This is a genomic window from Luteibacter sp. NPDC031894 (genome assembly GCF_050273135.1).
Taxonomy (GTDB): domain Bacteria; phylum Pseudomonadota; class Gammaproteobacteria; order Xanthomonadales; family Rhodanobacteraceae; genus Luteibacter.
In genome coordinates, this window is sequence record NZ_JBNNMV010000002.1 from 72,641 (window position 1) to 94,373 (window position 21,733).

Genomic DNA, 21,733 nt, shown 5'->3' on the forward strand with positions numbered 1-21,733 from the left:
GGAAGGTCCCGCTTCTCGCCGCTATAGCGGCTCCCGCCGTTTCGGAAGGGGTACAATGAGGGTTTGCACCCCGAAGGAACCAGCTCCGATGAGCGACGACGCCAAGTCCCGTCCGGTCAGCCGCGAACAGGCCGAGGAGGCCGTGCGTACGTTGCTGCTGTGGGCGGGCGAGGATCCGCAGCGCGAAGGCCTGCTCGACACGCCGAAGCGCGTGGTCAAGGCCTATTCCGACTGGTTCCGCGGCTATGACGAGGATCCGGCGGACTACCTGCGCCGCACTTTCGAGGAAGTCGAAGGCTACGACGAGATGATCGTGTTGCGCGACATCGAGTTCGAGAGCCACTGCGAACACCATATGGCGCCGATCATCGGCCGCGCCCACGTGGGCTACGTGCCGACCGACCGTGTGGTGGGCATCAGCAAGCTCGCCCGCGTGGTCGACGGTTTCGCCCGTCGCTTCCAGGTGCAGGAAAAGCTGACCGCGCAGATCGCCCATTGCATCGAGGACACCTTGCGCCCGCGCGGTGTCGGCGTGGTGATCGACGCCACGCATGAGTGCATGACCACGCGCGGCGTGCACAAGCGCGGCGTGTCGATGGTCACCAGCCAGATGCTGGGCAGCTTCCGCGAGGATCCCCGCACGCGCGGCGAGTTCCTCCGCTTCGTCGGCGTCGATCGTCGCTGACCTTGACCGGACCGACCGACACCACCATCCACGACGAGCGCCTGCAGGACCTGTTCCGCGACGGCGTCGTCGCGGAAGACCTGCCCATGGTTTTTCCGCTCCTGCGCGGGCGCGGCCTGCTGCGCACGTTCTCGGCGCTTTTCCATGGCGGCGAGGCGCAGGTGCTGTTGCGCCTGCTCGTGCTGCGCACGCTGGGCGGCCGCACGCACGCGACGGAATGGACGACGCAGGAGATCCGCGACCAGCTCGCCTTTGTCGATCCGGTGAAGCTGGAGACCGTGGTCCAGCGCCTGAAGGACCACGACCTCCTCGTCTACGACAGCGAGACGATGCGCTACCGCGTCGGGCCCTCCGGCCGCAAGGCGCTGGCCGCACTCGCGGCGATGCTCGAATTCGAGAACGATGACGACGACGGGCTCGGCTACCTCACGGCGCAGCTCGCGGCGGGACAGGCGGTGGGCCGCGTCTCGGTGGACGAACTCGGCCACCTCCTCTCCCGCCTCACCGAGCTGAAGGAAGACTTCGACCGGGCGGTGCTGTCCGGCTCGGAACACCGCATCCGCCGCGCCGCCGAGCGCCTGGACTCGGTATGGACCTGGGTGGAGAAAGGCACCGAGGTGGTCGCCGCCATCACGGAGAAGGACGACCTCGAGCCGGCCGCGCACCGTCTTGCCCAAGCCGTCGGACGCGCCCAGAGTGCGTTGCTCCGCCAGGCCGGCACGTTCCAGCGCGAGCTCAACAAGATCGACCAGCACCGCGTGCACCTCGGTCGCACCGGCTTGTCGTCATCCGACCTGGTGGGCTGGCTGCGCGCACAGGACATCGACACGCTGGCGTCGTTCGAGGACGGCCAGTTGCTGCTGCCCCTCCCCGCGCCCTTCATCCACGACCAGATCGCGCTGGACGTCGCGGAGTTCGAGCTGCTCGAGCGCGAGCGCCTGGCGGCGGAGAGCACCACCCTGCCCGGCGCCGAAGAGCCGCCCGACACGGCGGACCTGCCGATGGACGAGGAAGACCTGCGCTTCCTCGAGGACTGGCACGCCGAGCTGGCCGCCGTCACCGCGCCGCTGGAACTCGAAGCGACCCTCGTCGGCGACGACTACGCCCTCTCCGCTTACCGGCTCTCGCTGCTGGGACTGTTGGGCGATCCCGAGTCGGCGGCGCTGGAAGGCGGTACCGCCGACCTCGCGCGCCTGCCGCTCGCGCTCGAGATCGAGGCGCGCCTGATCGAGACCGACCTGCCCCAGATCGCCCTGGTGAGCGCCGGACGCCTTCGTCCGCGCGACACCACGAAGGACACCACCGATGCATGACGACACCGCAAGCCTGGTCACCCGCCTGCTCGCGCAGCGCTGGCTGCCGCGCGACGATGCGCAGGCACGCAAGGCCTTGCTCGACGAGGCCTTCCGTGAAGACCTCGACCGCCGCCTCGACGCCGTGGGCCTCGAACTGAGGGAGCACCCCTACGCCGCGTATATCGGCCTCGCCGTCGCGAGGAAGAGCGAGCGCGCCGTCTTCGGCGGCAGCGACAGCTGGATATCGAACACGCTGCAGCTCGATCGCGATGGCGTGGCGCTGCTGGTCGTGATCTGGGCGCTGATCGTGCTGCCGAAGCGGCAGCGCCAGGTCGAGCGGCAAGAGGCGGAGACCGCCGCGTCGCAGAGCCAGATGTTCGCGGAAGAAAAGCCCATCCCCCGCGACCCTTCGATATCGCCGGTCATCGCCGAGCGCACCCTGCTGGCGGACTTCGGCGAGAAGCTGGGCGGGAAGACGCGAGTCGGGTTCAACCTCGGCACGCTGAACCGCCTCGGCTTCATCGTGCGCCGCAAGGGCGAGGTGGCCGAAGGACCGCTGCTCGATCTCGCCTTCGACTACGAGCGCACCGCGCGACGCATCCTCGACGGGGCGCTGGGCGACCTGCTGGCGGATGCGGGCGCGCGGATGGCATCGGCCGGCGACACGGAAGACGACCTCGAGGAGAACGACGATGTTTGATTTTCGCAACCTCGAGGTCGTGCACTGGGATTACTGGCAGCGCTTCAGCCTGCCGCTGGACACGAACATCGTCACCGTCGTGGGCCCGAACGGCTCGGGTAAGACCACGCTGCTCGATGCCCTGCGCACCCTGCTCACCATCGACTGCGCCGGCAACCGCGACTACAAGAGTTACCTCCGCCACAACGGCAAGCCATTCGCGTGGCTGCGCGCGCGCGTGGGCAACACGCCCGGACCAAGCGGCGAGCGGCCGTTCTTTCCGCTGATGGACCGCGAGGTCACCCTCGCCTGCCGCATCCAGAAGAAGGGCGGCGAGTGGACGCGCCAGTACGCCGTGCTCGGCGGCGACGTGGGTATCGAAGAGATCGAAGCGAAAGGCGAGTTCCTCGGCCTGCGCGAGTACCGCGTCCGCCTGGAGGGCGCTGGCCTGTCGCAGGCGATCCGCCGCGTGCTCACCCTCGAGCAGGGCGCCACGGACAAGCTCTGCCAACTGCCGCCGAAGGCACTGCTCGACCTCGTCTTCGACGTGTTCGGCGACAAGGCGGTGCTGGACGACTACCAGGGTGCGCGCAACGAGCAGATGGAAGCCGACCGCGAACAGCACGGCCTCGAACACCAGCTGTCGCTCATCGGCGTAAGCCTGCAGGAGGCCGAGGCGCGAGCGCGATCATTCCAGGAATGGAACGCGCTGAAGACCGAGCGGGTCGACCTCGTGTCGGACATCCTCCCGCGGACGGAACTGGCCGAGCTCGGCGCGGGCATTCGCGGTGCGCGGCCGCAGCTCACGGGCGTGAAACGTCGCGCGGCGGAACTGGAACGGCGCGACGGCGAACTCACCCGCCAGCTGGCCGAGTGGGACGCCAACGGCGAGGTCCTGCGAGCCGAGCAACACGAGGCCGACCTGGCCAGGCAGCAGACGCAGAAGAGCCTGGACGCCGCGCGTGCGGAGCTCGCGCAGAACGACCTGCTGATCAAGCAGGAGGCACGCCTGCGCGAGATGGTCGCCACCCAGGGTGGCGCCGACCACGAACGCCTCGCCGACGTCGCGCGCGACGCGCGCGCCCGGGTGAACCAGCTGCAGGCCGAGGAAGGACGCCTGCGCCAGGAGCTCACCACGCTGACGAGCCAGCTGGCGGCCTGGCGCAGCGGCCGCCGCTATACACCGGATTTCGAAGCGACTTTCCGCCGCGCGCTCGACGAAGCCGGCATCCGTCACAGCATGCTCAGCGAGATCGTCGAAATCGTGGAGCCGCGCTGGCAGCCGGCGGTAGAGGCCGTACTGGCCGGATATCGCCATGTCGTCCTCCTCGACGATCCGCGCGATCGCGAGAAGGCGTGGAAGCTCGGCGAACAGCATCGCTATAAGCACTTCGTCGTCGCGGATCGCGCGCCGGCGGAAACGGCCACCCGCGGTTCCCTGCTGGAAGTGGTGGCGTTTTCCGCCGCCGCGCCGGACTGGCTGCTGCGCAACCTCGACCGCATTCGCCGCGTGGACGACGTGGCCGAAGGATCCCGCTTCGGTCGCGAACAGGACTGGATCACGCCTCAGGGCTACTTCCGCGAACGTCGCGGCGGGCGCCACCTGGGCGTGGAGGACATGTATTTCGGCTCGGCCGCGCGCGAGCGCCAGCTACGCGACGGCGAGGCGAAACTGCGCGATATCGAAAGCCGGCTGCGCGACATCGCGAGCGAACGCAAGGACACCCTCGCCCGCGCCAGCGATGCCGAGGCGGTGCTGCGCGGCGCCAGCGCCAGCAGCCAGCTGGCCGATCGCGCCGACGAATTCGCGGAAGCACGCGAGCAGCAGGCACGCCTGCGCGAGGACGTGCAACGCACCGCCGACAGCCATGTGGCAGCGGAAAATCACTACGAGGCGGTCCGCGAGAAGCGCCTGAAGACGTCGAACGCGCGCGACAACGCCGCGCGCGAACAGCGCGACGTGCAACGACAGTTGGCGGACGCCGTGCGGCAGCACCACCAGCTGCGCGGCGAGCAGATCGAACGGCTCAAGGCATTCCGCGGCAAGCGCGCGCATGTTCCGCTGCACCTGCGCGGTCGCGGCGCGACCGCGGTCCTGCGCGAACGTTACGAATCGCCCGCGGCGGTACGTCGCGAGATCGAGCGCGTCGAGCGCCGCCTCGACGAGGGGCATTGGGAGCAGGATCCGAGTGTGCTCGCCCTGCGCGAAAAGTTGCTCTCGGACCACGAGGGCCTGAAGCACGACCTGGAGAAGCGCCGCCTGCACCTCGACCGCGCGTCGCGCATCACGCACGAAGCCCGTGGCGCCTATATCCAGGTGCTGCGCAACACCGTGCGTCGTTACGCGAAGAACCTGAAGGTCCTCGCGGAGCTTGCCGGTATCGGCGTGGACGTGGACCTGCCGGAACTCAGCAACGACGACCTCGCCCTGGCCTCCGCGTCACTGCACGTGCGCTTCGAGTTCGACAAGAAGGGCTGGATCGGCATGGACGATGGCGAGGCGTCGGGCGGGCAACAGGTGATGAAGTCGCTGCTGCTCCTCGTCGCCCTCATGCGCGACGAAGACCGTCCCGGCGGCTTCGTCTTCATCGACGAGCCTTTCGCCCACCTCGACATCTTCAACATCGACAAGGTAGGCGCGTTCCTCAAGAGCACGCGCGCGCAGTACATCCTCACCACGCCGGCGACGCACAACATCAACGTGTTCCAGCCGTCGGAACTGACTCTGGTGACGAGCAAGCGGAGACCGGGGGCGACCTGGGCGCAGCCGCTAGCGGTATTGCGCCGCCGCTCGAACGCCGCCTGAGTCGCCGGCCCCTGCTTTCGCAGGGACGCCGGCGCGCGTGTCGACGGCGAAGAGCCCACCCGAGCCCGGATGGTCGGCCAACATCGCCTCGGTAAGGCGCGCGCGCGAGGTGGATACGTAGGCGATACCGTCGTTGCCGAATGCAAGGCTCCCGACGTGCGGCGCGGGGATGGGAACCATTCGCTCCGCCGCGCCGTTGGCGGCGAGTTGCAGGATGCAGCTGCCACCCCACATGGCCACCCACACGGCGCCGTCCGGCGCGACCGCCATGCCGTCAGGCTTGCCGGGCGCGGTGAGGAAATCCGTGACCACGGTGGGCTCGTCGAGTGACGGATCGTCACCCCGCCGCGGATACGCCAGCAAGGTGCGGCTCAACGTATCGACGACAAGCAGGCACGCCCCGCCGGCCACGAAGGCCATCCCGTTAGCGACTCCCAGCCCTTCGGCGACACGCACCACCTCGGCGTCGGGCGATGCGGCGAAAAACAATCCGCCTCGGGCATGAAGCAGACCGCGATGCATGGAGCCGACCCAGAGGCCGCCTTGCGCATCTACGGTCATATCGTTGAACCGGCAGCCGGGGGCCAGGGGCGCAAGCGGCCCGGGCGTGAGCGTGCCGGCGTGGACATCGACCGCGAAGAAGCGGTCCTCGCCTGCACCCACCCACGTACCGTCCGGCCGCTGGCCCAATGACCACAACGCATGAGCGAGTGGTACCTCGCTTAAGCGCCCGTCGCCCGGACTCCAGCGCAACAGGCGGCGCCCCGGCGGATCAAGCCAGATGACATCCTCGCGATCCATCCGCACCGACTCGCCGACGAGGGCGCGTGGCTGGGCGACGAGCCGGGCGGCGCTCATGCGAGCTGGCGGCGCGCGGTGTGGATGCCGGCGAAGCCCTGCGCCGTAGCGTCGGCGGCATCCACGGTATGCGAGCCGATGCCGACGTGCGCAAGAGCCGCGGCATACAGCGCGCAAACCGGTGCGGCGCCTACCAGGGTAACCGGGCCCTGCAGGGCATAGATCGAGCGTGCATCGGCGATCTCGGAGCCGATCAACAGTCCGCGCAGGTACGACGCCGCGTCGTCCCGCGCAAGCTCGTCGCGAATCACCCTTGCGCGGACGCCGAACAATGCCGTGCCCAGCCCCGGCTGGCGCGCGAACCCGGCGTCCACCCCCGCGCCGAATGCCGCATTTGCCGAGGCAGGTGCCGCGACAACGGAGGCGAGCATGCCCGCGGCCGTCAGCCGGTCGAAGATCTCACCCGACATCGCGGTCATGAACTCCAGCACCTTGCCGCCTTCGATCCGCACCCACTTGCCGTGGGTACCGGGTAGCGCAACGATGCCGGCCTGCGGCAGGCGACCTGCCCTGAGCAGGCCGAACAGTTCGGTTTCTTCCCCACGCATGATGTCGGGCGCGTTGTCCGCCGCGCGGCGACATGCCAGCCCGGGCACGATGTGCAGCGCACGATCGGCGATGGTCGTGGGGTGAAGCCGGAGGGCCAGCTCATCCAATCCGATCGGGCACTCGGCGTAGCCGGCATCGTCCCAACCCACGTTCGATCCGACCATGCCGCAGGCATAGATCATCCCGGCAGCTGGCCAACGGGCGACAAGCCGCGCTATCTGCGCCTCCATGCCGGGCCGGTCGAGCGACGCGATACCGGCGGGCTCGGCGAATGCATCGCGTACGGCGCCTTCGTCATCCAGGAGAAAGGAGCGAAAGTTCGAACTGCCCCAGTTGATCGCAATAAAGTCGCGCGCCATGAAAGTCCCTTAGCGACGCGTTACCGACGCGCCGCCATCAATCGGATAAATGCCACCGGTCATCCACGCGCTGGCGTCGCTGGCGAGGAACACCGCGAGTGCGGCGACGTCGTCCGCCGTGCCGAGCCTTCCCAGCGGATGGCGTCCTACATTCCGCTCGCGCGCCGCCATCGGGTCATCGTCCCGATCAAACGACGCACGAAGCAGGGGCGTGTCGATGGAAGCGGGAGCGACGCCGTTCACTCGCACCTGCCATGGCGCAAACTCGAGGGCGGCGGTGCGCACGACTGATTCCAGCGCCGCCTTGCTGGCTGCATACGCCGCCAGCGTCGGTGTGGCGAAGCGTGCGTTGATCGAGCTCGTAAGCACCACCGACCCACCACCCGCGTCGCGCATACCCGGTACCAGGTATCGCAACAGGCGCACCGCCGAGATCACATTCGTCTCGTAGGTGTCGCGGAACAGCGCATCGTCCGCGTCCAGGATCGAGCCCGGTGGGCTGATCCCGGCGCAATGGACGAGGATGCTGGCGCGCCCTAATGCCAGCGACGACGTTTCCACCGCCTCACGCACCGCGGCATCGTCGCGAAGATCCACGCTCAGCGACAACGAAACATCCGATGAAGGCGCGAGGTCCAGCCCCGCCACCGCGACACCTTCCTCGCGCAGCCTGCGGGCGACGGCAGCGCCGATGCCACTGCCACTACCCGTCACGACGGCGACTTTCCCCGCCCATGCCTTGCTGTTCAAGCGAACGCCCCTTTCCCGTGCACGGTCCTGGATCAGAAACGCCAGGTCACCGTGGCCATGTAGTTGCGCCCGTATATCACATTGGTGCGCAAGCCTTCCTCGAAACCATCGAAGGTGCGCTGGCGGCTATTGAGCAGGTTGGTGGCTTCCACCTGCAGCGAGAGCTGCGGGGTGACGTTGTAGCTCACCGAGGCCGCCAGGTCCTTGTAGGTATCGTTGTAGATACCGGTGGCGGCGGTGGAGAGGCCCACCAGGTATCGGTTGCGCCAGTTATAGGCGACTCGCGAGCTGAAGGGGCCCTTCTCGTAGTAGACGATCAGGTTGTAGTTGTTCTTCGACAGGCCAGGGAACGTCAGGGAGCTGCCGTTCACGTCCTTGACCGGCGTGTTGGAGTCGATGTACGTGTAGGTGGCCACCATGCCGAAGCCATCGAGCGGGTCGGGCAGGAAGGTGAAAGGTACCTGGGCCAGCAACTCGGCACCCTGGACCTTCGCCGAATCACCATTGACCTTGCGGTTGATGAAGTAATTCACGCCGCCGATGGTCTCCGCGCTCTGCCTCTGCACGATGAACGTCGACACGTCCTTGTAGAACAGGCCGGCGGAGACCATGCCGGCATCGTTGTAGTAGTACTCCAGCGACAGGTCGTACTGGTCGGCCTTGAACGGCTTCAAGCCCGGCGCGCCACCGCTGCCCGTTCCCGGCGTCACCTGCACCCCGTTGACGAATACGGCGGTGTTGTTGAGCGACACGCCGTTGTTCAGATCCTCGGTGTTGGGAAAGGCGACGACACGGGCGGCACCGCCCCGCACGAGCAGTTGGTCGGTGATCTCCCACTTGGCGATGAACGACGGCAGCCACTCCCGGGTGGTGCTGCGGTAATCGGTCGGGTTGGCCTGGCCGGTGCCGGTGATCAGGTTGCCGCTCGAATCCAGCTCGCGTTGCACGTAGCGCACGCCGAAGTTACCCGATACCGGCATGCTGCCCGCGTTGAAGCTCCAGTCGGCCTTGGTATACGCCTCGGTGAACTTCTCTTCGATGCTGAACGTGCCGGCATAGGCAAGCGCATTATTCCGTCCATCCAGGCACTGCGCGTTCTGGCTGATGGCGGGGATGTCGGTAAACGCATCGCAGCCCTTGAAGACCGAGCGGTAGCTGCCCAGGAAACTGCGCGGCAGTCCATCGAACTCACCTTTCATGAAATCGTTGTTGCTATACACACGCAGGTAATCGGCCAGCGCCGTCGCCGGCACCCCGCCGGCGGGGCGGATATCCGCGCGCAACGGATCCTGGTCGCTCTTGATCCTGGTCGCGCGGGCACCGAACGACAACGACTGCCAGTGATCGCCATCGAAGTTCCAGACCCAGTCGGTGCGTGCGGCCGGCGCATCGGTCTTCGCCCGATAATCGTTGTCGAACAGGATGGACATGCCCAACTGGTTCGGATCGTCCAGGTTTACTCCGCCGATGTTGAAGCTGCCGAAGTTGCCCGAGCGAAGGTCGTAATCGATCACGGAGGTGATGCCGGCTCTTGGCTGCAGTCGCATGTAGTTCTGGCGGTATTCGGCTTTCGAGCGGTTGTACGAAATCTCGGCCGAACCATCGAGGTGGTCGCCCGCGTGGAAGCTGCCGCGTAGCGCAGTGGACCACACATCGGCTTCGACATCGGCGATTTCGGTATTCGCCTGGACAGGCGTCGTGGCCCGGCCCGCCACGAGGATGTTGTGGTTCGAGTACGTCGCGTTGCTCAGGCCCGCGCTGGGGTTGAACGCGAGCCAGTAGCGGTCGCGATCCGCCGTCTGCTTGGAGTAGAACGTATCGCCCACGATCTCGACGCCGGGCGTCGGCCGCCATTGAAGCACGGCGCTCACGCCTTTCTTGCTGCGGTCGTCGTCGATGTTCTGCGCGCGCATATCGGTGCTGCCGAAGTGCTTCACGCCGGCGCTGTCGGTGAATTGCGAGTAGCCCGAGAAGGTATCCAGGCCCTGCTGCACGACCGTGGCGTGGCTGTAGGTCGCCGCGACCATGGCACCGAAGGTTTCGTCCTTGTTCCGCCCCGAGAGAAGTGCGAAGCCATCGCCGCCGCCCTTGCGCGCCAGCTTGCTGTACGTGCCCGAGACGCTGACGACGTTCTGGTCGCCGTCGGCATTCAAGGGCATGCGCGTTTCGATATTGACGATGCCGCCGAGCGCGCCGGAGACCTGGTCGGCGCTGGCCAGCTTGGTGACCGACAGGCGCGAGATCACCTGCGAGGGGACCAGCGTCAGCAGGCCATACGTGGAGGTGTTGAGCTGGTCGAGCCCGTTGCCGCCGCGGCCGGTGGCGTCAAAGATCTCGCGGCCGTTGTACAGATACACGTTCTGGCTCAAGCCGCGTACCAGGATGTTGCTGCCTTCGCCCATGCCGCGCTCGAGCTGCACGCCGGCGACTCGCCCGAGCGATTCGGCGACATTGGAGTCCGGTAGCTTGCCGATGTCGTCCGCGACGATCGCGTCGACGATCTGCGCGGAATCTTTCTTCAGGTCGCGGGACTTCTCCAGGCTCTGCCGGATGCCGGAAACGGTGACCCCCTCGAGGTTGACCGAGTCCTGCGCTGGCGGCGTCGCCGCCTGATTCCCCGTCGACGGTGCTGCTGTTTGAGCAACGACCGGTACGGATGCGAAGAGGACCTGTGCAATCAGGGCCGACAGGATGGAACGCCGAGCAAGAACCATGTTTTTCCTCCCCCGAGGTAGTGAGCCCCGGGGAAAGCAGCCGCTTTGGCGGCCCCACTTTTTCCCCGTCGCCCGCACGAATGTCGCTGGTGTGTTTCGCTATCTGCCAGCGCGGTTCCGCTTGGCATGTTGTAACTATTATAGCAATATAACGGAGCACGCAAGAGCGACCGCACCATGTTTGCTGCTGCAAAGCAGCATGAAAAGCGCGTCGCACGTCACGTCTCCCGTCGTTCGACGCCCAAGGAAAACCGCGCATGACGCAATTGGCTGGTGTCTTTCCCATCGTCCCGACCATCTTCCGCGCGAGCGGCGCGATCGACTTTGCCGGTACGCGCAGCGTGCTCGACTACATCATCGACGCGGGCGCGGCGGGCGTGGTCTTTCCCGGCCTTGCGAGCGAGTACGACTTGCTCAGCGTGGACGAGCGCCTCGAGTTGACGGCGCAGCTTGGAGAATGGATCGACGGCCGTGTGCCGTTCATCGTCGGTGCCAGCCACTCCGACGCGGCGGTCGCCGCACAGCTGGCTACGACCGGCGCCGCCGCGGGGGCCGTGGCAGCCATGATTCTTACGCCGCACGAGCATGCCGGGGATCCCGAAGCGATGGCGGCTTATTTCAACGACATCCACGAAGCCTCCGGCGTCGCGATCATGTTGCAGAACGCACCTGCGCCGATGGGCGTAGGCCTGGGTGTGCCGCAGGTCGCGGCGCTCGCACGCGCTGTACCAGGCATTCGGTATGTCAAGGAAGAGACGCAGCCTTCGGGCCATCGCATCACGGCGCTGATGGAAGCCACGGGCGCTGGCGTCGAAGCCGTGTTCGGCGGTGCGGGCGCGCGCTATGTGATCGATGAACTCCAGCGCGGGGCGACCGGCACCATGCCGGCATGCGAGGTCACGGAGGTGCACGTCGAGATGCTGACACGCCATGCCCGCGGCGATCTCGACGGTGCACGGGATCTTTTCGAGCGCACGCTGCCGCTGCTCAGCATGCAGGCGGTATTCCGCTGGCGGCTCACGAAGGCCGTGTTGCTGCGACGTGGCATCATCGCATCCGATCACGTCCGCGCTCCCGGCCCGGCGCTCGACGCGTGGGACCAGCGCGAGCTCGACGACCTGCTGTCGCGCATCGCCGATATCCTCCCGCTGGACCGCGTGCCGAACAACCAGGCGAGAAAGGCCCCATGACCAGCCCCGTCGACCACGTCGAAACCTTCATCGTCACGGTGCCGCGCGATACGCCGTACCTCGGTCCGCTGGGTCCTGGCGAGCGGATCAACGAGCGCGGGTACGTGGTGCGCAAGGGGAACGGCACCATCTATCCCTCGGTCGACCGCTCCATCGCGGTGCGTATCACGTGCGCTGACGGCAGCGAAGGCTGGGGGGAGACCTACGGCATCTGCGCACCGCGCGCGACCACGGAGATCATCAACGACCTGCTCGTTCCCGAGTTGACCGGGCGCGATCCCGAGGACGTCGAGGCCATATGGGACGACCTGTACGGGCTGATGCGTGTGCGTGGATGTACCTCCGGCTTCCATGTCGACGCGATCACCGCCCTGGATATCGCCTTGTGGGACCTGCGCGCCCGCGCGCATGACGTACCGCTGTGGCAGATGCTCGGCGAACGCCGGCGGGAACGCATTCCGGGTTACCTCTCCGGCCTTCCGGCAGGCAACCTCAAGGAACGCGTCGAGATGGCCGTTCGCTTCCAGAAGGAAGGGCATGACGCGTTCAAGATCCATACGGCGGTAAGCACGGAAGGCATCGTCGAGGAAGTAGCCGCCCTTCGCCAGGCGCTGGGCGATGACGCGCTGCTGATGGTCGACCTGCACTGGAAGTTCGATCCGGCGGGTGCGCTGGCGCTGACCGAGGCACTCGCGCCTTACCGTCCCTTTTTTGCCGAAGCGCCGATCAAGCCCGAGGACGTGGATGGTCTTGCGTGGCTCGCCCAGCGCTCGCCCGTGCCCATCGCCGCCGGCGAGGAGTGGTACACCGAGCATGACGCGCGGCTGCGCCTGAACCGCAAGAGCATCGCCTTCATCCAGCCCGAGATGGGGCATGCCGGCATCACCCAGTACCGCCGCATCACCGCGCTTGCCGACGCCGCAGGCGTCACGATGGCGCCCCACGCGACCGTGGGAACCGGCTTGTTCCTCGCTGCCAGCCTGCATATGTCGAGCACGGTGCCGCGCTTCTGGCGCCATGAATGGCAGCACTCGGTATTCGCGCGCTCGTTGCAGCTGCTCGAAACGGACATGGCCTATGTCGATGGCCACTACGTGCTGCCTTCCGGGCCTGGCCTTGGCGCTCGCCCAGGCCAGCGCTTCTGGGATTACGCCGAACTGGCGACCTGAGTGGCAGGCACCGCGACGATCGTGGCGGATGATCGCGGTGCCAACTTCACCCCCAGCCACGCGACACCAAACGCGATGGGGTGCAGCGTGGCCATCAGGACGAAACTGCGATCGAAATGCCCTGACGACACAAGACCCGCCACGACCTGCGCGGAAAGCATTCCGCCCAACGCGCTCCCTGCGCCAATCAGGCCGGAGACGGTGGCGACATAGCTGCTCGGGTACAGATCGACCACCAGCGTGCTGATGTTGATCTGGAAGATGAGGTGGGCGAAGGCGACGGCCGAGCCGATTGAAAACAGTAGCCAGAGCGCAGGCTCGAACGCAGCCGCCAGGCCAACGGGAGCAAGGATCGCGGCGCCCGCCATCGCGACGAGGCGGCTGCGCGCCGGTGCCATGCCGCGCTTCACGAGCGCGCTCGAAATGGCACCGCCACCGATGCTGCCCACGTCGGCGGCCAGGTATACGACCCAGGCAAGTGATGCGACAGCGGCCAGCGACATGCCGCGCACGTCGTTGAGGTATTTGGGAAACCAGAACAGATAGAAGTACCAGACAGGATCGGCGATGGCGCGCGCGAGCACCAGGGTCCACAAGGTACGATCGCGCAGCAGGCGTCCCCAGCGCGTCGCTTCGGGCTCCGCGTCGGGCAGCTTCGCCGGACGCGGTTCCTTCGGATGGAACCACATCCAGCCGGCCATCCACAGCAACCCGGCCGCGCCCGTGACGACGAACGCGGAGCGCCACCCGTACATGAGCGCCACGCCGCCGATCAGCGGCGGCGCGAGGGTCGCGCCCACCATCGCACCTGCGGTGTAGATGCCGTAGGCCAGGCCCTTTTCTGAAGGCTTGAAGCGCTCCGATACCACCTTGGTGCCGACCGTGTAATTGCCGGGTTCGCCAAGGCCCAGCGCAAAGCGCGCCGCGCCTAGCTCGAACGCGCTACGTGCCATGCCGGTAAGCAGGTTGGCGACGGACCACCACGCGACGAACAACGCCAACGCCACGCGCGAACCTAGCCAATCCGTGATGCGCCCGGCCAGCAGGTACGCGACGGTGTAGGCCACGAGGAACGCCTGCACGATGTGCGCATACGCGGAATCGCTCATGCCGAGGTCCGCCTGGATGGTGGTGGCAAGGATCGACAGCGCCTGGCGGTCCAGGTAATTGATCACCGTGGAGACGAACAGCAGGGCGAGCAGCACCCAGCGCAAGCGGTCGGGCTTCGCCTCCCCTGTGTCGTCCGCCATGCCTCGCCCCCCTTTTACGGTCGACCGAAGCTATTACTAAAATAGCAACAGGTCAATTCGCGCTGCGGCAGGGCTCAGGCGATCTCGAGGGCCGCTGCGCGGAGCGCATCCACCAGTTCGGCCGTTGCGTTCTCGGGAATCCAGCCGGACATGGCGAGCCCCGCGATCACCGGAACGCCCGTGGTCACCGCCACGATGTGGTGATCGCGTTCGTCGGCCACGTGCACGCGGGCGTAGCCCTGCTGGCGGGTCTTCTCCAGCGTGGCAAGCAAGCTCTCCACCCCCTGGGGGAACATGGGGATGTCCTTGTCTTCATAGAGCTCGCGCACTTCGTCGTCCGTCAATTGCGCCAGGAGCACGATGCCGATACCGCTGGTCGTCGCAGGTAACAGGCCGATGCGGCCCAAGCCGCGCGCGGCCTCGATGCCGGGCGGCGCGTGGAACAGGTAACTGACGTTGTCGTTCCACAGCACCCCCATGGCCACGGTATGGCCGAAGCGGCGCAAGCGTTCCAGTTCGGGCAGCGCACGCCGGATGAGCCCCGAGGCGAACAGGCTCTGCGCGGCCAGCACATGCATGCCCGCGCCCGGCGCGTATTTGCGATCCGAGGTCTGCCGCACGATGCCCATGTACGCCAGCGTCTTGAGCAGCCGGTTCACGCGCGTGGTATTCGCCCCCAACTGGCGGGCGAGCTCACGACATCCGATCGGCTCCGGCGCCGAGGCGAGCGCCTGCAGGGTCAGGATGCCGTCGATCAAGCTCTGGTTGGGCTGGGCGTTGGGCTTGGCACGCATGGCGCACAGAGTAGCCGTACCTACTGCCCTGCGCGAGCGTTACGCATCCCCGCACTGACAGGGCCCCAGCGTCAGTACAACCCCGTCTCACCCGGCACCGGGTTGTCCTCACCGGAGCCGTCCAGCGCGTCGCCGCTGCTGTTGGTCGGACGCTGGCGCGTCGGATCATGCTCGTCGTAGTCGTCGTGCGCGTGCCAGCGGCGACGCGAGAGCAGGCAAGCGGTGACGATCGCGCCGATACCCACGCCGATCGCGATGCTCAGGCCGGGATGGCGGCGCACGCCGCGGCTGGCGCCGCCAAAGGCGTCGGTGGCCAGCGCGCCGGCACGGCCGGCATATTCCCGGGCTGCACCGAACGCTTCGCGCGGGTGACTGCCCATCGTCGCGCCGGCGATGCGATGGGCGCGACCGAGCATTTCCTCACCGATGCTCTTGCTACGGAAAAATGTCATGACAGGTGGCCTCCTTCGTTTCAAGGGGCCACCGTGACGGTTCGAGCGTGATGGGAACGCAGTGCCGACGTAAGGCGAGCATGACGGCTGCATTAGCCCAGGCTGTTGAGCCACGCCTCGTCCGAGCCTTCCTCCACGCCCTCGAACAGGAAGGTCGAAAGATAACGTTCGCCCGTGTCCGGGAGCATGGCGAGGATGACGCTGCCCTTCTCCGCACCCTCGGCATATTTCGACGCCGCCGCCACCGTCGCGCCGGCCGATACGCCGACGAACAGGCCTTCTTCCGACGCGAGCCGCCGGGCCGTGTCGCGGGCCACCACTTCGTCCACCGGCACGTCGACATCGAAGATCGCGCGGTTGAGCACGTCGGGCACGAAGTCCGGCGTCCAGCCCTGGATCTTGTGCGGCGACCAGGGCTTGTCCTGCAGCATCGACGCCACGGCCGGCTCGGCGACCACGATCTTCACCTCGGGCCGGGCCACCTTGAGCACCTCGCCCACGCCCGTGAGGGTGCCGCCGGTGCCCCATCCGGTGACGAAGGCATCGAGCCGGCGGCCGGCGAAGTCCTGCTGGATCTCGGCGGCAGTCGTATTGCGGTGGTAAGCCGGGTTGGCCGGGTTCTGGAACTGCCGGGGCAGGAACCAGCCGTGTTTCGCGGCCAGCTCCTCGGCGCGACGCACCATGCCACTGCCGCGCTCGGCGGCGGGGGTGAGGATGACCTTGGCTCCGTAGGCACGCATCAGCTTGCGCCGTTCGACCGAGAAGCTATCGGCCATCGTTGCCACGAACTTGTAGCCTTTCGCCGCGCAGACCATCGCGAGGGCCACGCCGGTGTTGCCGGAGGTAGCCTCGATCACGGTGTCGCCGGGCTTGAGGAGTCCTTTCTGCTCGGCGTCGAGGATGACGGCGATGGCGAGACGGTCTTTGACCGACCCACCGGGATTGAACGCTTCCACCTTCGCGTAGAGCGTGACGTGGGACGGCGCAACGCGGTGCAAGCGCACCACCGGGGTACGGCCGATGGTGTCGAGGATGCTGTCGTGGATCATGGATGCGTTTCCTGGGTCGGGCCTGCCAGAAGGCAAAGGTACTCCTGCGCGACGCGGCGCGACAAACGGCCAACGATCGAGCAGACTGCCGGCCCATGACCCCACGTCCCCTTGCCCTCCTCGCCGCGTTGGCGCTCGCCGCGCCCGTGTCCGCCCAGGACTTTCCGCGTACGCCGGGGGAATACCTGAGTCGGATGGACGGTAACGGCGATGGCCGCATCGACGAGGCGGAATACGTTCGCTACATGAGCCAGGGGTTCCTGCGCATGGACGTGAACGGCGACGGCGTGCTGGATGCCAATGACGGCCCCATGCGTCCCGGCGCGCGCGCGGTTCACCTCGACGCCTTCCAGCGGAACCTCATCCAGCAATTCCACAAGCTCGACCGGAACCACGACGGCAGCTTGAACGCGAAGGAGCTTTCGCAGCCCCCGCAGTAGGTGCGCCGCCACGCGTTTCGGCTATGCTCGGCGCTCCCTGGGGAGGGTCCATGAATACGACTGAAATGTTCCTGGTCGCGATGGCGATCATCCTTGGCGTGCCATACCTTGTCTGGCGTGTGTTCCGGACCGACTACTGGGCGCCGCTGGTCGTCGTGCAGATCATCTTCGGCATCGTGCTGGGGCCCGGTGTACTGGGCAAGGTGTTCCCCGATTACTACGCGGTGGTGTTCGCCCCGCCGGTCATCGGCGCGCTCAACGGTATCGCCTGGTGGGCCGTCATGGTCTTCGTGTGGCTCGCCGGTATCGAACTGGACCTGCACGAGGTCTGGCGCCGACGCCGCGAATGCGGCACGACCGCGGGACTGGCGCTGGCCGGGCCGCTGATCGTCGGCTGCGCGGCCGCCGTGGGCATGCTCGCCTGGCGCGATGGCTGGATGGGCGATGCCGCCGCCCCGTGGCAATTCGTTCTGGGCGTGGGCATGTCCTGCGCGGTGACGGCGCTGCCGATCCTCATCCTCCTGCTGGAAAAGCTCGACATCCTGCGCGAGCCCCTGGGTATGCGCGTACTGCGCTACGCCAGCCTCGACGACGTGGCGATCTGGGGCGTCCTCGCGATCATCCTGCTCGACTGGCAGCGCGTGGGTCACCAGGCTGCCTTCCTCGCCGGCTTCGCGGTCGCCGCCTGGTTGTTCCGCCGGCTGATGCGGCGGCTGAAGGAATCCGATCGCTGGTACGTCGGACTCATCTGGCTCGTGGTCTGCGGCTACGGGGCCGACTGGTCAGGCCTGCACTACATGGTGGGCGCGTTCCTCGCCGGTGCGGTCATGGAGCGCGACTGGTTCACGCTGGAGCACCTCGACAAGCTGCGCCAGCACGTCCTGCTGGTGATGATGCCGGTCTTCTTCCTCTCCACCGGCCTTCGCACGAACTGGTCGATCGGTGGCGCGGCCGTATTCATCGCCGCCGGCGTGCTGCTCGTCGCGTCGGTGGGCGGCAAGCTCGCGGGCGTCGGCGTGGCCGGCAAGCTGCTCGGGTGGGCGCGTGGCGATGCGTGGACGATCGGCTGGCTTCTGCAGACGAAGGCGCTGATCATGATTATCTTCGTCAACATCCTGCTCGACCGCCACGTGATCACGAGCGAAACCTTCACGGCGCTGCTGCTGATGGCGGTGGCGAGCACCATGCTCACGGTGCCCATCGTGGCCCCGAGGCTGAAACAACTTGTCTGACGACGCCTCCCGACAGGGGCGCCAGTAAGGTACGGAATGATGGAAACACAGACGCATACCCCTGTACGCCGTGCCGCGGTGATCTTCATCTTCGTCACGGTGCTGATCGACATCCTGGCGTTCGGCATCATCATTCCCGTGCTGCCGCACCTGATCGAGCAGATGACCGGCGGCACGGTGTCGAACGCGGCGTGGTGGGTGGGCGTGTTCGGCACGGTGTTCGCCATCGTCCAGTTCATCTGTTCGCCCATCCAGGGCGCGCTGTCCGATCGTTTCGGACGTCGACCGGTGATCCTCCTGTCGAACCTCGGACTGGGGCTCGACTTCGTGTTCATGGCGATCGCGCCATCGCTGTGGCTGTTGTTCGTCGGGCGGATCATTTCCGGGATGACGGCAGCCAGCTTCACGACCGCCAATGCCTATATCGCCGACGTGACGCCGCCGGAGAAGCGCGCCGCCGCATTCGGCATGCTCGGCGGCGCCTTCGGGATCGGTTTCATCATCGGCCCGGCGCTGGGCGGCTTCCTCGGCGGGATCGACCTGCGCCTGCCCTTCTGGCTCGCCGCGGGACTCGCGCTGACCAACTTCCTGTATGGCTTCTTCATCCTCCCGGAATCGTTGCCTCCGGCGAAGCGCGCGGCGCGTTTCGAACCGCATACCGCGCATCCCCTGGGGGCGATGAAGCTCCTGCGCCGGAACCCGCAGGTGTTCGGGCTCTCGGTGGTGATGTTCACGTTCTACCTCGCCCACTATGTGTTGCAGACGGTGTTCGTGCTCTACGCCGACTATCGTTACGGTTGGGGGCCGCAACAAGTCGGCTATGTGCTCGCCCTGGTCGGCGCCTGCGACGGAACGGTGCAGGCGTTCCTGACCGGCCGCCTCGTGGGCCGCTTCGGGGAGCGTCGGGTGATGCTGGCCGGCCTGGTCTTCGGCGCCGCGGCTTTCGCCGTGATGGGACTGGCATCCACCGGCTGGGCGTTCCTCATCGGCATTCCGCTCATGTCCCTCTGGGGCCTCGCGGGGCCACCTATCCAGTCGATCATGACGCGGCACGTGGCACCCGACGAGCAGGGCCGCCTGCAGGGTGGCGTGACCAGCCTGGGCAGTTTCGCCGGCATCTTCGGCCCTTACCTGTTCGCGCAGATTTTCGCCTTCTGGATCGATCCAGCTCGCACGCTGCACATCGCGGGCATGCCATTCCTCCTCGCCGCCGCCCTCGTCGCCGTCGGTATCGTCGTGGCGGCACGGGCCACGCGGGGTGAACGCGAGCCCGCAATGGCCCCTGAAAACGTGAGCTAATTCGCAGACTTCATCGTATGATGTGCTCCAAATCGGCAACTGACGCGACGGTCGGGGCGTGCGTTTGGACAACCAGCTCTGGGAAAGCAAGTATCACGAAGCCGTGGAGCGACTGACCCGTGAAGAGGCGCAATGGCGCACCGCGGAATCGCTCCTGCGCCAGCTGGTAGGTTGCCTCGGTCGCGTCGCCCACGGCGCGCACGACGACGTCGATCCGCATATCGAACGCCTTTCCGCCGCGCTTGTCGGGCCGATGGAGCCGATTGCCCTCGAGCCACTGGTGAATGAGCTGTCCGAGGCGATCCATGCGCTCGGGGAACAGCCGGCCTCTTACCAGGAACGCTCGATCTCCATCGGTCGCCCGCAGCGCACGGAACACGGGTCGTCCGTGCAATCGTCGCTAAGCCGGCTGGTGGATCGCATCGTGGTCCTGCCACGACTGGCGGACCGCGCACACGACCTGCGCCATCAGGTGGCCGATGCCGGTGACCTCGTCGCCCTCGCCGCCTGCGGCGACCGCCTCGCCGACCTGATCAACGAACAGCGTATCGGCCTGCAGCGCGAGATCGACGCTTTGCAGGTCGTGCTTCGCCACGTCACCGGCCGTCTCGACGAGATGAGCCAGTACATGTCGCGCGAACTGGCGGACCAGTCCACCGGCGAGTCGAACGGCCAGGCACTCGATGCCTCCGTGGCGCACGAGATGCGCCTGCTCGGCGAAGCGGCGCTCGAGATCGACGACGCGCACGAGTTGCGCGAACGGGTGAATCGCAGCCTGGATACGATCGCGCTCTGCTTCCGCGATTTCCGCGATCGCGAAGGCGCCCGCCTTACCGCCTACCGCGAACGTGCCGAAAAGATGCGCCAGCGCATCGAGCAGCTGGAGACGGAACGCAACACGTTGCAGCGTTCGCTCGAACGCGAACACGAGCTCGCGCAGACCGATACGATGATCGGCATGCCGAACCGCCTCGCTTATGAAAAGCGGATCGAAACGGTGTACGAAAACTGGCAAGCCACGTCGCGGCCGGTGAGCATCGCGGCGATCGACATCGACCACTTCAAGAGCATCAACGACACCTACGGCCATACGGCGGGCGATGCCGTCCTGCGCATCATCGGTCAGGCGCTGCTGAAGCACGTTCGGCCCTGCGATTTCGTGGCGCGCTACGGCGGTGAGGAATTCATCGTGATCTTCGACGGCGCGGACGAACCGGAAGCATTGCAGGTGTGCGAGCGCCTGCGCGGCAAGATCCAGCACCTCGCCTTCCACGCCAGTCGCCAGCCGGTGCGCGTCACCGCGTCGATCGGCCTCGCCCAGTTCCAGCCGGGGGATACGCCGCAGTCGGTGTTCGACCGCGCCGACCTCGCGCTGTACACGGCGAAGAACGGCGGCCGGAATCGCTGCGTCGCGGGTTGACCCAGCGCGACGCGATCCCGGTAGGAGCCGCTAAGCGGCTCCTACGCGGCGACGCCGAAGAGGTGGCCTACCGCCGCCGTCAGCGCCATCGCCAGCGCGCCCCAGAACAGCACGCGCACCACGCCACGCACGACGGGCGCGCCCGCCATCCCCGCCGAGGCCGCACCGAGTATCGCAAGCCCGACCAGCGAGACCATCACCGTGACCGGCGCGGCGAGTTCCCGTGTCGACAAGGTCACGGCGAGGATCGGCAGGATCGCACCGCTGGCAAAGCTCACCGCGGAGGCGGCGGCCGCCTGCAAGGGACGCGCAGCCGTCGTCACGGAGAGACCCAGCTCGTCGCGTGCATGGGCTTCCAGCGCATCGTGCGCCATCAATTGCTCCGCCACGCGGTGCGCGAGGTCGCGGTCGAGTCCGCGACGAACGTAGATCTCGGTCAGCTCCTTGTGCTCGCCCGTCGGATCCTCGCGCAGTTCGCGCGATTCGAGGGCAAGTTCGGCCTTTTCGCTGTCGGCTTGCGAACTCACCGACACGTATTCGCCCGCACCCATCGACATGGCGCCGGCGACCAGCCCGGCCACGCCGGCGATCATGATGTCCGACGGGCCTGCTTGCGCGGCCGAAGCGACGCCGACCAGCAGGCTGGCTGTCGAGAGGATGCCGTCGTTCGCCCCGAGCACCGCGGCGCGCAACCAACCGATGCGGTCAAGCCGGTGCCGTTCGCGGTGGCGCGTTCGCAAGAT

Annotated in this window: 19 protein-coding genes; 10 read left to right on the top strand and 9 right to left on the bottom strand. The window is 67.0% G+C overall.

Going from position 1 to position 21,733, the window contains the following annotated elements:
* Positions 1–88 precede the first annotated feature (88 nt).
* From folE to ACQKIE_RS06305, 4 genes are read left to right on the top strand one after another with little or no spacing between them, the layout of a single operon-like run.
* On the top strand, positions 89–685 hold the full coding sequence (gene folE / locus ACQKIE_RS06290) for a GTP cyclohydrolase I FolE (protein WP_427456960.1): 597 nt from the start codon (positions 89–91) through the stop codon (positions 683–685).
* 2 nt (positions 686–687) lie between these two features.
* Positions 688–1,998: a hypothetical protein gene (locus ACQKIE_RS06295; protein ID WP_427456962.1), complete on the top strand. Its 1,311-nt coding sequence runs from the start codon at positions 688–690 to the stop codon at positions 1,996–1,998.
* The gene (locus ACQKIE_RS06300) at positions 1,991–2,680 is read left to right on the top strand and encodes a hypothetical protein (protein ID WP_427456964.1); all 690 of its coding nucleotides are present in this window, start codon (positions 1,991–1,993) and stop codon (positions 2,678–2,680) included. Before ACQKIE_RS06295 ends, ACQKIE_RS06300 begins: the two co-directional genes overlap by 8 nt.
* Positions 2,673–5,465 (top strand): AAA family ATPase, encoded by a 2,793-nt coding sequence (locus ACQKIE_RS06305; protein ID WP_427456966.1) that lies wholly within the window; start codon positions 2,673–2,675, stop codon positions 5,463–5,465. Before ACQKIE_RS06300 ends, ACQKIE_RS06305 begins: the two co-directional genes overlap by 8 nt.
* Here the strand turns inward: ACQKIE_RS06305 and ACQKIE_RS06310 are convergent.
* Genes ACQKIE_RS06310 through ACQKIE_RS06325 form a run of 4 tightly spaced genes read right to left on the bottom strand, consistent with a single transcriptional unit; the run spans position 5,430 to position 10,695 of the window.
* Positions 5,430–6,323 carry an SMP-30/gluconolactonase/LRE family protein gene (locus tag ACQKIE_RS06310; protein WP_427456968.1) on the bottom strand — a complete coding sequence of 298 codons (894 nt, stop codon included), beginning with the start codon at positions 6,321–6,323 and terminating at the stop codon, positions 5,430–5,432. The genes ACQKIE_RS06305 and ACQKIE_RS06310 overlap by 36 nt on opposite strands.
* Complete coding sequence (locus ACQKIE_RS06315) at positions 6,320–7,231, bottom strand: 2-dehydro-3-deoxygalactonokinase (protein ID WP_427456970.1); 912 nt, start codon at positions 7,229–7,231, stop codon at positions 6,320–6,322. Before ACQKIE_RS06315 ends, ACQKIE_RS06310 begins: the two co-directional genes overlap by 4 nt.
* Before the next feature lie 9 nt (positions 7,232–7,240).
* Positions 7,241–7,981, bottom strand: coding sequence for an SDR family NAD(P)-dependent oxidoreductase (locus tag ACQKIE_RS06320; RefSeq protein ID WP_427456972.1), 741 nt, complete (start codon positions 7,979–7,981; stop codon positions 7,241–7,243).
* 32 nt (positions 7,982–8,013) lie between these two features.
* Positions 8,014–10,695 (bottom strand): TonB-dependent receptor, encoded by a 2,682-nt coding sequence (locus tag ACQKIE_RS06325; RefSeq protein ID WP_427456974.1) that lies wholly within the window; start codon positions 10,693–10,695, stop codon positions 8,014–8,016.
* 257 nt (positions 10,696–10,952) lie between these two features.
* On the opposite strand from ACQKIE_RS06325, the gene ACQKIE_RS06330 reads away from it, so the two are divergent.
* Both ACQKIE_RS06330 and ACQKIE_RS06335 read left to right on the top strand, forming a co-directional pair.
* A complete protein-coding gene (locus ACQKIE_RS06330) occupies positions 10,953–11,885 on the top strand; it encodes a dihydrodipicolinate synthase family protein (RefSeq protein ID WP_427456976.1) in 933 nt (310 codons plus the stop codon).
* Positions 11,882–13,054, top strand: coding sequence for a mandelate racemase/muconate lactonizing enzyme family protein (locus tag ACQKIE_RS06335; RefSeq protein WP_427456978.1), 1,173 nt, complete (start codon positions 11,882–11,884; stop codon positions 13,052–13,054). The genes ACQKIE_RS06330 and ACQKIE_RS06335 overlap by 4 nt, the downstream gene beginning before the upstream one ends.
* Here the strand turns inward: ACQKIE_RS06335 and ACQKIE_RS06340 are convergent.
* From ACQKIE_RS06340 to cysK, 4 genes are all read right to left on the bottom strand, one after another.
* On the bottom strand, positions 13,033–14,304 hold the full coding sequence (locus ACQKIE_RS06340) for an MFS transporter (protein WP_427456980.1): 1,272 nt from the start codon (positions 14,302–14,304) through the stop codon (positions 13,033–13,035). The two genes, ACQKIE_RS06335 and ACQKIE_RS06340, sit on opposite strands and share 22 nt — an antisense overlap.
* Before the next feature lie 74 nt (positions 14,305–14,378).
* Positions 14,379–15,098, bottom strand: a complete 720-nt coding sequence (locus tag ACQKIE_RS06345) for an IclR family transcriptional regulator (RefSeq protein WP_427456982.1) — start codon at positions 15,096–15,098, stop codon at positions 14,379–14,381.
* Positions 15,099–15,169: 71 nt separating this feature from the next.
* The gene (locus ACQKIE_RS06350; protein ID WP_427456984.1) at positions 15,170–15,550 is read right to left on the bottom strand and encodes a hypothetical protein; all 381 of its coding nucleotides are present in this window, start codon (positions 15,548–15,550) and stop codon (positions 15,170–15,172) included.
* A gap of 92 nt (positions 15,551–15,642) precedes the next feature.
* Entirely contained in the window at positions 15,643–16,599 is a 957-nt protein-coding gene (gene cysK, locus ACQKIE_RS06355; RefSeq protein ID WP_427456986.1) for a cysteine synthase A, read from the bottom strand.
* Between the two features lie 95 nt (positions 16,600–16,694).
* Between cysK and ACQKIE_RS06360 the strand changes: the two genes are divergently transcribed.
* From ACQKIE_RS06360 to ACQKIE_RS06375, 4 genes are read left to right on the top strand one after another with little or no spacing between them, the layout of a single operon-like run.
* Complete coding sequence (locus ACQKIE_RS06360) at positions 16,695–17,039, top strand: EF-hand domain-containing protein (protein ID WP_427456988.1); 345 nt, start codon at positions 16,695–16,697, stop codon at positions 17,037–17,039.
* A 50-nt stretch (positions 17,040–17,089) separates the two neighbouring features.
* Positions 17,090–18,271, top strand: a complete 1,182-nt coding sequence (locus ACQKIE_RS06365) for a cation:proton antiporter (RefSeq protein WP_427456990.1) — start codon at positions 17,090–17,092, stop codon at positions 18,269–18,271.
* 39 nt (positions 18,272–18,310) lie between these two features.
* Entirely contained in the window at positions 18,311–19,570 is a 1,260-nt protein-coding gene (locus ACQKIE_RS06370; RefSeq protein WP_427456992.1) for a TCR/Tet family MFS transporter, read from the top strand.
* A 58-nt stretch (positions 19,571–19,628) separates the two neighbouring features.
* Positions 19,629–20,990: a diguanylate cyclase gene (locus ACQKIE_RS06375; protein ID WP_427456994.1), complete on the top strand. Its 1,362-nt coding sequence runs from the start codon at positions 19,629–19,631 to the stop codon at positions 20,988–20,990.
* Between the two features lie 41 nt (positions 20,991–21,031).
* Here the strand turns inward: ACQKIE_RS06375 and ACQKIE_RS06380 are convergent, their stop codons facing one another.
* Entirely contained in the window at positions 21,032–21,730 is a 699-nt protein-coding gene (locus ACQKIE_RS06380; RefSeq protein WP_427458391.1) for a VIT1/CCC1 transporter family protein, read from the bottom strand.
* Positions 21,731–21,733: the final 3 nt, after the last annotated feature.